Raw genomic sequence first — 11731 nt, 5'->3', positions numbered from 1 at the left:
CCGCGTCGCAGTCGACGAACACCCACCGCGCCGCGTCGCAGTCGACGAACACCCAGCGCGCCACCGCGACGCACCAGCGCGTGCATCGCACGCACGCTCGCCAGGCGGTTTCGCAGCACACCCAGGCTCGCCCGGTCGCCCAGACGCCGCGTCACCAGCAGGCACCCGTGCACCGCGCGACGGTGCGTCACGCCACCACGACGCACTCGGCCACGCCGACCTACGCCTCGAGCGCGCAGAAGGCCACGAACACGGCTTCCGCCTCGCGTTCGAACTCCGGAGTCGTCTCCATCGCCGCGGGCCTGACGGGTATCCCCTACGTCTACGGCGGATCGTCGACCTCCGGTGCCGACTGCTCCGGTTACGTCGCGATGGTCTTCGCGAAGGCCGGCATCCAGCTGCCGCACCAGTCGGGCGCCATCAAGGCGATGACGACGCCCGTCAGCGACCCGCGCCCCGGCGACCTCGTCTTCCTGCCGGGCCACGTCGCGATCTATGCCGGCAACGGCATGGTCTACGAGGCGCGCCACCCGGGCACCGTCACCGGCCTGTACCCGGTGCTGTCGGGTTCGACCTACGGTCGCCTCTGATCGATTTGATCGGTCGGCCCGCGCGGCCACCTGAGAAGCGCCCTCCCCGTCATCGTGACGGGGAGGGCGCTTCTTCGTGTGGCGTGTGCTTCGAGCGGGGTCGTGGTGGTCGGCCGTGACGATCCTGCGTCAGTGGTAGTCGCGGCGAATGACGGTGACGGCGAGCGCCAGGCCGAGCAGTGCGAGGCCGACACCGCCGGCGACGAGCAGGGGGCTCGTCGAACTCGAGTCGGATTCGTCGACTGATGCCGCGTCCGAGGGGGCGAGCGACGGGCTGGAGGTGCTGGTCGACGACGCCGAACTGGAACGACTCGACGACGAAGACGACCCGGACGAAGACGAAGACGATTCGAGCGACGAGGTGGCGCTCCTCGAACTGCTGCGCGGTGTCGTCGGTGCCATCGGCGTCGTGGGGGCCAGGGGGGGATGCGGGGCTCGATGCGCCCGTTGATGCGATCGTGGGCGCGAGCGTCGGCTCGTCGCTCGTCGGGGCGGGCGAGGTGCTCTGGCGCGGTGTCCGTGTCGGCTCAGCGGTCGCGGACAACGTCGAAGATGTGGACGGTGCGTCACCGCAGCCGCTGAGGGGCAGCGAGCCAGCGGAGCCGCCGGAGGCCGTCGTCACGAAGATGGCACGGGCCTGCGAGGGTGTGCTGACGCGCACGGTGAGGCTCTGACCGGCGCCGACACTCGTCGCTGCCGGTGTCGCGCCGCCTCCGGCGCCGGTCGTGAATGAGAACGTCTGGGTTTCGGGGGCGGCGTTCGTCAGGGTGACGAGGGCCGAGTATCCGCCGGATGCGCTGCACGTGGCGCTCTGGAACACGGCGCTGCTCACGCCCGCGCCGGTGCTCGGCGAGCCCAACGGTGCGGTGGGGTCGGCGGTTGCCGCTGGCGCGCCGAGCACGATGGCTCCCGCGGCGAGCAGGGCGGCTGCGCCGGCACGAGAGCCGGCACGAAGGCCGGCGTGGGTGCTGGGGGTGAGGCGGTGCATCGTCGGGTGGCTCCCTGGTTCGCTCGTCGCAGGGTGCCTCCCCGCGTCATGTGGATTGTCTCCCATGGCGGGCGCTCGCGCGAGCGCCCTGGGCCCGAGCAGGAGTTCCCGGTCGAAAAAAAGTCTGCGGTGGGGTGCAACCGGCTCAGGATGTCGGGCGTCTGTATGAATGAACGGCGGTCAGCCGTGCGTCGCGCTCGATGCTCAGGGGTGTGCATGCTGGGCGATGCGCGGGCGGGGTCGGCGGAGTCTTGGGGGCTCGATCGGCCCCCGCGCCCGCTTCGTCGCCGCGGGCGCGGTCTGGTTGACTAGGCCCCGTGGTCATCGAGGCGAGCCCGTGGGCGTTCTGGCGCCATCACGCCTGTGAGGTCGTGCTGTTCGCCGTCCTGGCGGCGCCCGTGCTCGCCATTCGCCCGTCGGTCGGCAACATCGTCGCGGTCGTCGTCTTCTTCGTCGCCTATTTCGGTTTCTCGTTCCTCAGTGACATGCGCACGCGCCTGCGCGTCGACGAGGACGGCGTCGAGTATCTCGCCGGTGGGCGTGATCAGGTCTTCATCGCGTGGAACGAGACCGCGCGCATCGTGCCGCGCCGCTTCCGGTGGTGGACGGCCGAGGACGCCATCGTCTTCCTCGACGGGGGCGATCGTCCGTTGCTCGTCGCGGGCATCTCGATGTTCGCGCCCGCCGACCTCGACGCGTTGGAGGGCGCCGCGCGGGCCTATGTTCCGGTCGATTCGCCCGTCATCCTGTCGCCGTTCACGGGCCGGGCCGACGGCGAGCGTCACCCCGAACTCGTGCCGCAGCGCACGTCGGAGCGGTTGCTCGCCTCGTCGATCAGCAGCTTCCTCATCGCCGCCGTCGTCGCGATCGTGCTCCTCACGGTCTTCGAGTGAATCGTCGTGTGAGCTGCGCCCGCAAGCCGTTCAGCCGTTCGCAAGCATCCGACGGTCGGCGATGACGACGATGGCGAGGCACAGCGCGGCCATGATCGCGCCGAACTCGAACATCGCGGGGTAGCTGAACCCGGCGTCCTGCGCGAGCGTCGCCATGATCGCGGGGACGGCGAAGCCGAGATAGGTGACGCAGTAGAACACGGCCGTCAGCCCGGCGAGGTCGCGGGGCCCGGCGATACGTTGGATCTCGAGCAGGCCGCTCACCATCGCGAGGCCGTAGCCGGCGCCCAGGCAGAAGCTGCCGAGGATCGCGGTGGCGATGTTGAGCTCGCGGCTCGCGAGCGCGCCGGCGAGCATGCCGAGGACGAGGACGACGAGCCCCACGCGCACCGCTCGGGTGGTGCCGGGGGAGTCGATGCGGCGCCCGACAGACTGGACGAGGAAGCCGCACGTCAGGCCGACGACGCACAGCAGCGCCGAGAACGCGATCGGCGCCGACGAGACGTGCGACGACATGAGCGCGGGCAGGACGGCGTACGCACACGCGGCGGCGCCGAAGACCCACGGGGCGATCGGCAGCACGACGAACAGGAACCGACGGTGGCCGATGGCGGGGATGCGCAGATCGTCACGCAACGACGACGTCGAGCGCGACGCCGCGTCGACCGTCTCCGGCGTGCGCAGGACGAGCACGGCCGCGATCGCCGTCACGACGATGTTGACGAGGTACGCCAGCTCGTCGGGGTAGGGCGCCCACTGCGCGAGGGGGCCGGCGAACGCGGCGCCGAGGCCGAAGCCGGCCGTCAGCGACATCGACGCACGCTTGGCGCCGGTGCCGTCGGGCGCGTCGTCGTGCGGCGGGCTCGACAGCTCCTTGATCCACGAGGAGCCGACGGCCATGACGAGACCCAGCGCGATGCCCGACAGCACGCGCCCGAGGAACAGCACGGTGACGTTGGCGTGGGCGAATGCGAGGACGGCGCTCGCGAGCATCGCGATGTAGGGCGCGGGGACGAGCAGGCGCCGTCGGCCGTAGCGGTCGGAGAGCGGCCCACCGATGAGCAGCGCGGGGATGATGCCGAGGACGTACGCGAAGAGCAGCACGTTGACCGTCACCTGCGGCAGGTGATGCTGCGTGCGGTACATGACGAGCAGGGGCGTGAACTCGTTGCCGCCCCAGGCGACGGCGAGCATCGCGAGGGCGGGGCGCATCCAGGGCTTCATGCGGTCCTTCCCGTTGTTACCGGTGAGTACCCATGCAATCACGAGCATGCCTGGACGCGCCCGTCAGGGCGTCGCACGGCTCAGGTGTTGATCTTCGCGAGCAGTTCGGGCAGCGTCTGCTCGAGCTGCCGCGCGCCCAGACGCGCGGGGCGTGGATGAGCGCGCAGGCGAGGCCGATCTTCTTCGTCATGTTTGCGGAATAGTCGGCGACGATCTTGTCGGCGGCCTCGTCGAGGCCGAGCGCGTCCGCGGCACGGTGAGCATCAGGTCGTCGACGGCGCGGTGGCTGCCGAAGTTCTTCGTCAGCTCGCTCAGCTGAATGGCCGGTGCCTGCATGGCGGGCGCGCTCGCCGGGCCGGATGGGGGCGTGGGTGGCTGCTCGAACGGGGGGACGGGCGGCTGCCGATCCATGCCCTCGATGCTTTCATTGCAGCCCCTGCCCGCGTGGGATCGCGGGCGGATGTGACGGCTCTGACGGCGCCCGGCCCGTCCCTACTCGCTCGTAGCGCGGTGAACTCCTAGCGTGGCAAGTGATCACGGTCACGTCGAAGGAGTCGGAGGAGAAGATCATGCGGGTCGGTGTTCCGAGCGAGGTCAAGAACAACGAGTTCCGGGTGGCGTGCACGCCGGCGGGCGTCAACGAGTTCGTGCTGCACGGGCACGAGGTGCGGGTGCAGCGCGGCGCCGGGGACGGTTCGAGCCTCACCGACGACGACTACCGCGCGGCGGGCGCCGTCATCGTCGACGACGCGGACGAGGTGTGGGCCGACAGTGATCTCATCCTCAAGGTGAAGGAGCCGGTCGCCGAGGAATATCACCGCATGCGCGAGGGCCAGGTGCTGTTCACCTACCTGCACCTCGCGGCCGACCCGACGCTGACGGGGGAGCTTCTCGAGCGCGGTGTCACCTCGATCGCCTACGAGACGGTGCGCCTCGACGACGGGTCGCTGCCGCTGCTCGCACCGATGTCGGAAGTCGCCGGGCGCCTCGCCCCGCAGGTCGGCGCGCAGGCGCTCATGAAGCCGTACGGCGGGCGCGGCGTGCTCATGGGCGGCGTGCCGGGGGTGCGCCCCGCGGATGTCGTCGTGCTCGGCGGCGGCGTGTCGGGGTTCAACGCGGCTCGTGTGGCGCTCGGAATGGGCGCCGACGTCACCGTCCTCGATCTCGATGCCGCACGGCTGCGGGCGATCGACACGGCAACCGGTGGGCGGATGCGGACGGTGATGAGCAACGCGCACGAGGTCGAGCACGCCTGTCTGCGAGCGGATCTCGTCATCGGCGCGGTGCTCGTGCCCGGTGCGAAAGCGCCGACGCTCGTGAGCAACGAGCTCGTCTCGCGGATGCGGCCGGGCTCGGTGCTCGTCGACATCGCCATCGACCAGGGAGGGTGCTTCGAGGATTCGCACCCGACGACGCATGCCGACCCCACGTTCCGGGTGCACGACAGCATCTTCTACTGCGTCGCGAACATGCCGGGCGCCGTCGCGCACACGTCGACCCATGCGCTTGCGGGCGTCACGCTGCGCCACGCGCTGCAGATCGCTGACGACGGATGGCGCGCCGCGTGCCAGGGCGACGCTGCTCTCGGGCGCGGGCTGACGACGCACGCCGGGCAGCTGACGAACGCCGCCGTCGCCGAGGCGACCGACCGGCCGGTCGTCAGTGTCGAGGAGGCGCTCGCGGGGTGAGGCTGCTCGGGCGTGGGCGTGAGCGTGGACGTGGGCGGGGTCACCGCGTCGCGGGCGAGTGACGTCCGAGGGGGCCATGCCGCGTCGCCGTCAGAGCCAGTTCTTGCGTTTGAACACGAGCCACATGCAGAACGACACGGCGACCATGAGAAACAGCGCGAACGGGTAGCCGTACGCCCAGTGCAGTTCGGGCATGCGGTCGAAGTTCATGCCGTAGGCGCCGGCGACGACGGTCGGGGCGAAGAGGATGGCGGCCCATGAGGACGCGCGCTTGACCTCGTCGGCTTGGTTGTTGGCGACCTCGGCGAGGCGCTTCATCTCCTCGTTCTGCGTCTGTGCGACGAGGATGGCGTTGAGCTGCAGGATCTCCGACAGTGACTGACGAAAGTTGTCGTTTCGTTCGACGATCGAGGTGACGTGGTCGCGCACGTCGCGCAGGGCGGTGATGATCTCGTCGTCGGTTCCATACTTGGGAGCGCCGGCTTCGAGGCCACGCAGCATCGTCTGCAGCGGCTTGACGGCGCGCTGGAGTTCCATGACCTCCTGGGAGAGTTCGTAGATCCGGCGCGACACGGTCGGGTCGGATTCGAAGACCTGCGTCTCGATCTCGTCGATGTCGTTCTCGAGGCCGGCGGCGACGGGCGCGTACCCGTCGACGATGAAGTCGAGCAGGCCGTAGAGGACGGCCTGCGGCCCGCGCGCGAGCAGGTCGGGGTCGTTCTCGAAGCGGCTCCGCACGGGCGTGAGGGCCGGCTGCGCCGTGTGGCGCACCGTGATGACGAAGTCGGGGCCGATGAAGGCGTGGATCTCACCGAACTTCACCGTCTCCGTCGCGTCGTCGTACGTCGCGGGGCGCAGCACGACGAAGAGGGTCTCGTTGTAACGTTCGAGCTTGGGGCGCTGGTGCGCGACGATCGCGTCCTCGACGGCGAGGGGGTGCAGGTCGAAGATGCGCGCGACCTGCTGGAGTTGACGCGGCGTCGGTTGCGTCATGCCGATCCACGCCATGCGCGGGCCGTGGTCGTGGTGTGACGGGTGGTGCAGTTCGCGCCACGCCTCGGCGATCGACCCGGCGTCGCTGACCTTCTGCTCGCCCGCGTAGATCGCCGAGTTGACGATCGTCGCCTCGGGTGGCGGCTGGTCGTCCTCGTCGCGAAGTGGCTCGAACGACGTCTCCTCGGGCGGCGTCGACGCGGGAGGCGGGGTCGCGCGGATGACCCCGAGCGGGGTGGGCACGTAACGGCTTCGCCAGGTGGGCATGGGGTGATCTTAGGACGGGCGCCAGGGAGAGGCCTGCCAGCGCGCCCGGATGATCGGCTAGGCTGACGGGCGCGCTTCGGCGCACGCTCTCGTAGCTCAGGGGATAGAGCACCGCTCTCCTAAAGCGGGTGTCGGCAGTTCGAATCTGCCCGGGAGCACCAGGCCCCACCTCGACGGTGAATACGGGAAAATGGCTGGATGTGAGCGGCAGGTCGCTCGCATCCAGCCATTTTCCCGTATTCGGTCGAGAAACAGCGCCCGCGCCCACCGCGTCCCCTGAGACACTGTCCCCCATGAGCGTGACGGTGCATGAGGTTCTGGACGATCTGCGGGCGAAGGCAACGTCGGAGCGGGACAAGGGTTCGCGGTTCGAGCAGCTCATGGCCGCCTACCTGCAGACCGATCCGCTGTTCGCCGATCAGTTCTCCGACGTGTGGTCGTGGCAGGACTGGCCGGGGCGCGACGGCAAGAGCGATACGGGCATCGACCTCGTCGCGGTCGACCGGGTGACGGGTGAGAACGTCGCGATCCAGTGCAAGTTCTACGCCGAGGGCCACACGGTGTCGAAGGGGGACATCGACTCGTTCCTGTCAGCGTCGGGCACCTCGAAGTTCGGTCAGCGCATCGTCGTCGACACGGGCGCGCCGTGGGGCAAGAACGCTGAGGACACGATCCGTGATCAAACGGTGAAGGTGCGGCGTATCAGCCTCGCCGACCTGCAGAATTCGAACGTTGATTGGGGCAAGTTCACCTGGTCAGCGCCTGACACGTTGCCGACGGTCGGAAAGAAGACCCCGCGCCCGTATCAGCGCACCGCGATCGACAAGGTCATCGAGGGCCTGACGACGCATGATCGCGGCAAACTCATCATGGCGTGCGGCACGGGCAAGACGTTCACCTCGCTGCGTCTCGCGGATCAGCAGGTCGGCGCGGGCGGCAGCGTGCTGTTCCTCGTGCCGTCGATCTCGCTGCTGAGTCAAACGGTGCGCGAGTGGGCGGCGAACGCTGAGGTGCCGCTCGACATGATCGCGATCTGCTCGGACCCGAAGTCGACGAGCCGCTCCAACGCCGTCGAGGACATCTCCGCCGTCGATGTCGCGCTGCCCGCTTCGACGAACAACGCGGTCGTGCAGGAACGCTGGTCGAAGGCCGCTCAGCGCAGCGACTCGATGACGGTGATCTTCTCGACCTATCAGTCGATCGACGTGGTCGCGGCCGCACAAGCCCAGGGCGGGTTCGGCCCGTTCGACCTCATCATCTGCGACGAAGCCCACCGCACCACGGGTGTGAGCGTCGCGGGGCAGGACGAGTCGGCGTTCGTGCGCGTGCACAACAACGGCGTCATCGCTGGCACCAAGCGGCTGTACATGACGGCCACGCCGCGCATCTTCGGTGAGGACTCGAAGAAGAAGGCTCTCGACGGCGCCGCAGAGCTCGCGTCGATGGACGACGAGACGAAGTTTGGGCCAGATCTGCACCGCCTCGGGTTCGGTGAGGCCGTCGAAAAGAACCTGCTCACCGACTACCGCGTCCTCATCCTCGCCGTCGATGAGGAGTACGTGACGAAGAATTTCCAGGCCGAGCTTGCCCAAGACGGCGAGATTCAGCTCGGGGACGCCGCGCGGATGGTCGGGTGCTGGCAAGGCCTGGCCAAGCACTTCGACACGGTCGAGGGCGAAAGCCTCGCCCCGATGAAGCGCGCGGTCGCGTTCGCGAAGGACATCAAGACCTCCAAAGCCATCGCCCAGGCCTTCCCCGACGTCGTCAACAAGCACGTCGCCGCCGTCGATCTACCCGACGACGCGGCTGAGGAGCAGTCCACCGATCTGAAGATCGAGATCCAACACGTCGACGGCTCGTTCAACGCCCTCGCACGCAATGAGCGTCTCGACTGGCTGAAGGCCGAGCCTGCCGACAACACCTGCCGCATCCTGACCAACGCCCGCTGCCTGAGCGAGGGCGTCGACGTACCAAACCTCGACGCGGTGCTGTTCCTCACGCCCCGCTCGTCCGAGGTGGATGTCGTGCAGTCCGTCGGACGCGTCATGCGCAAGGCACCCGGCAAGGAGTACGGATACATCATCCTGCCCGTCGCCGTTCCCGCAGGCACACCCCCTGAGCAGGCGCTGAACGACAACAAGAAGTACGCGACCGTCTGGCAGGTCCTACGCGCGCTGCGCGCCCACGACGACCGCTTCACCTCGACGGTCAACCAGATCGAGCTGAACAAGAAGAAGCCGACGAAGAAGATCGGCATCGCGGGCATCGACGCTGACGGCACCGTCCACATGCCCGATGAGGAAACCACCCAGGGCGAACTCGACCTCATCTGGGGTGAGTGGTCGGACGCGATCTACGCGAAGATCGTGCAGAAGGTCGGTGAACGTCGCTACTGGGAATCGTGGGCGGCCGATGTTGCGAAGATCGCTGAGCAGCACATCGCCCGCATCAACGGCATCCTCACTGGCCCCGACACCGCGGTCACGGAAGAGTTCGAGCGGTTCCTCGACGGGTTGCGCGGCAACCTCAACGAAGGCATCAGCCGTGAGGACGCTGTCGAGATGCTCGCCCAGCACCTCATCACCCGCCCCGTGTTCGAGGCCCTGTTCGGTGGGTATGACTTCGCCGAGCACAACCCCGTCGCCCAAGCGATGGAGCGGATGCTCGCCTTGCTCGACGAGCACTCCCTCGACACGGAGAACTCCAGCCTCGAGGGGTTCTATCAGTCCGTGCGCTCTCGGGTGGAGGGCATCGACAACGCCGAGGGGCGCCAGCGGATCATCGTCGAGCTGTACGACAAGTTCTTCGCCACCGCGTTCAAGCGCACCGTCGACAAGCTCGGTATCGTCTACACCCCCGTCGAGATCGTCGACTTCATCCTGCGCTCGGCCGACGTCGTGCTGCGCGAACACTTCGGACAGACGCTGAGTGATGAGGGCGTACACATCCTCGACGGGTTCGTCGGCACGGGCACGTTCATCGTGCGCCTGCTGCAGCTCGGGCTCATCGAACCGCACGACCTGGCGCGCAAGTACGCCAGCGAGTTGCACGCCAACGAGATCCTGCTGCTCGCGTACTACATCGCCGCCGTCAACATCGAGACGACGTATCAGGACTTGCGCGGGTCGCTGGAGCAGCCGACGGACTACGAGCCGTTCGAGGGGCTGATCCTTACCGACACGTTCCAGTCGTGGGAGAACGACGACCGTCTCGACACCGAAGTGTTCGTGCAGAACAACGAGCGCCTGGAGAAGCTCAAGAAGCTCGATATCCAGGTGATTGTGGGCAACCCGCCGTACTCGTCGGGGCAGGACTCGGCGAACGACAACAACGCGAACGAGAAGTACCCCGACCTCGACGCCGCGATCCGTGATACCTACGCCGCAAAGTCGAGTGCGACGAACAAGAACTCGCTGTACGACTCCTACATCCGCGCCATCAAGTGGGCGAGCCTGCGGATCAAGGACCGCGGCGTCATCGCGTACGTGACGAATGGTGGCTGGCTGGATTCGAACACCGCCGACGGGATGCGCAAGAGCCTCGCCGAGGAGTTCAGCGACATCTACGTCTACAACCTGCGCGGCAACGCACGCACTGCAGGCGAACAGCGCAAGAAGGAGGCAGGCAACGTATTTGCCGCCGGTGGTAGAACGACTGCGGCCGTACTGGTGGTGGTAAAGGACCCTGCCAAGTCGGGCTCCGCGACGATCCACTACACCGACATCGGCGACTACCTCACCCGCGAGCAGAAGCTTGCCAGAGTCGCCAAAGCAGTCGATGTCAAGGGACTCGGAGCCGTGACCATCGCCCCGAACGCGCATGGCGACTGGCTCAACCAGCGCCGCGACGACTTTGAGGCGTTCCTGCCCCTTGCGGCGGACCAGGGTCCGCGAGGAATCTTTCAGGTCGGAAGGCCAGGTGTTCAGAGCAACCGGGACGCTTGGGTCTATAACGCGGGCAGAAAGCGCATTGCGCTTGCCATGCGCCGTGCCGTCCAGACGTATGAAGAAGCCCTCGCTGGCGAGCGGTCCTACGACCCGGCCAGAATCAAGTGGTCCTCTTCTCTTGAATCGCGTTTGGCCCGCGGACAACGCATCGGATTCGACCCCGGCCGCCTAGGGCACGCGATGTACCGCCCCTTCGAAAAGGCCAATCTGGTGATCGACCCCGACTGGTTACACCGTCCAGGAATCCTCCCAGTTTCCTTCCCAGTTCCCAATGTTGACAATTTGGGAATCGTGACGATGGGCCCGCGGGACGTTGCTCTTCCCGCAGTCCAGATGCTCGATTGCGTCCCCGACACAGCGTTGTTCGGTTATGCGACCCAGTTCGTGCCCCGGTACCGCTACGAGAAGGTCGATGCTGACGAAGGCATGCTGTCGCTCGGCACCTCAGCCGCACACGACGTCGTCGACGGATACCGCCGCATCGACAACATCACCGATGAGGCGCTGACGAGGTTCCAGGCGGCGTACGGAACCTCGATCACGAAGGACGACATCTTCTTCTACGTCTACGGGCTGCTGCACTCGCCCGACTACCGCGAGACGTACGCGGCGGACTTGAAGAAGGTGCTGCCGCGTATCCCGCTCGTCGAAGAAGCGCAGCCGTTCATCGACGCAGGGCGCAAGCTCTCGGAGCTGCACCTCGGATACGAGACCGTGGAGCCGTATCCACTCCCGGGCCTCGGCGCGCAGCCTGCCGGCGGTCAGGACCCGTACGCGTTCTACGCCGTCGGCGACAAGAAGATGCGCTTCGGGAAGCCGTCGCCCGAACAGAAGGCCGCGGGTGAGCGCCACGACCGCGCGACGATCCACTACAACTCGCGTATCACCCTCGCGGGCATCCCGCAGGAGGCGTACCGCTACATGCTGGGCTCACGTTCGGCGATCGAGTGGATCATTGATCGCTACTACATCAAGACGGACAAGGCCTCGGGCATCGTCAACGACCCGAACGACTGGTCGAAGGAAGTCGGCGACCCGCGGTACATCATCGACCTACTCGCCCGCATCGTCACCGTCAGCCTGGAGACGATGAAGATCGTCGACGCCCTCCCGCCCCTGGCGATCCGGGAGGTGCAGTGAG

8 protein-coding genes, 1 tRNA gene and 1 pseudogene are annotated in these 11731 nt (G+C 67.5%); 7 read left to right on the top strand and 3 right to left on the bottom strand.

Features of this window, described 5'->3' with window-relative positions:
• From AX669_RS14095 to AX669_RS06425, 4 genes are all read left to right on the top strand, one after another.
• On the top strand, positions 1-590 hold a 590-nt coding region (locus AX669_RS14095), incomplete at its 5' end, for a C40 family peptidase (protein WP_197418864.1).
• Positions 591-738: 148 nt separating this feature from the next.
• Positions 739-1041, top strand: a complete 303-nt coding sequence (locus AX669_RS06435; protein WP_062257332.1) for a hypothetical protein — start codon at positions 739-741, stop codon at positions 1039-1041.
• A gap of 7 nt (positions 1042-1048) precedes the next feature.
• The gene (locus AX669_RS06430; protein WP_062257329.1) at positions 1049-1264 is read left to right on the top strand and encodes a hypothetical protein; all 216 of its coding nucleotides are present in this window, start codon (positions 1049-1051) and stop codon (positions 1262-1264) included.
• Positions 1265-1895: 631 nt separating this feature from the next.
• A complete protein-coding gene (locus tag AX669_RS06425; protein ID WP_038569261.1) occupies positions 1896-2471 on the top strand; it encodes a hypothetical protein in 576 nt (191 codons plus the stop codon).
• 30 nt (positions 2472-2501) lie between these two features.
• Here the strand turns inward: AX669_RS06425 and AX669_RS06420 are convergent, their stop codons facing one another.
• Both AX669_RS06420 and AX669_RS13885 read right to left on the bottom strand, forming a co-directional pair.
• Complete coding sequence (locus AX669_RS06420; protein WP_062257340.1) at positions 2502-3695, bottom strand: MFS transporter; 1194 nt, start codon at positions 3693-3695, stop codon at positions 2502-2504.
• 139 nt (positions 3696-3834) lie between these two features.
• A pseudogene (locus AX669_RS13885) lies at positions 3835-3957 on the bottom strand (ABC transporter ATP-binding protein); the annotation flags it as partial.
• Positions 3958-4264: 307 nt separating this feature from the next.
• On the opposite strand from AX669_RS13885, the gene ald reads away from it, so the two are divergent.
• Positions 4265-5383: an alanine dehydrogenase gene (gene ald / locus AX669_RS06415; protein WP_062257338.1), complete on the top strand. Its 1119-nt coding sequence runs from the start codon at positions 4265-4267 to the stop codon at positions 5381-5383.
• 90 nt (positions 5384-5473) lie between these two features.
• Here ald and AX669_RS06410 read toward each other — a convergent pair whose 3' ends face one another.
• Positions 5474-6643 (bottom strand): magnesium and cobalt transport protein CorA, encoded by a 1170-nt coding sequence (locus AX669_RS06410; RefSeq protein ID WP_062257327.1) that lies wholly within the window; start codon positions 6641-6643, stop codon positions 5474-5476.
• Positions 6644-6728: 85 nt separating this feature from the next.
• Here AX669_RS06410 and AX669_RS06405 point away from each other — a divergent pair.
• A tRNA-Arg gene (locus AX669_RS06405) sits at positions 6729-6804 on the top strand.
• Between the two features lie 132 nt (positions 6805-6936).
• Positions 6937-11730, top strand: a complete 4794-nt coding sequence (locus AX669_RS06400) for a type ISP restriction/modification enzyme (protein ID WP_062257325.1) — start codon at positions 6937-6939, stop codon at positions 11728-11730.
• Position 11731 lies beyond the last annotated feature (1 nt).

The organism is Dermacoccus sp. CCH2-D9, from assembly GCF_001556795.1.
Taxonomy (GTDB): Bacteria; Actinomycetota; Actinomycetes; order Actinomycetales; family Dermatophilaceae; genus Dermacoccus; species Dermacoccus nishinomiyaensis.
Note: the sequence above shows the minus strand (reverse complement) of the source record. Positions and strands in the feature narration are given on the sequence as shown.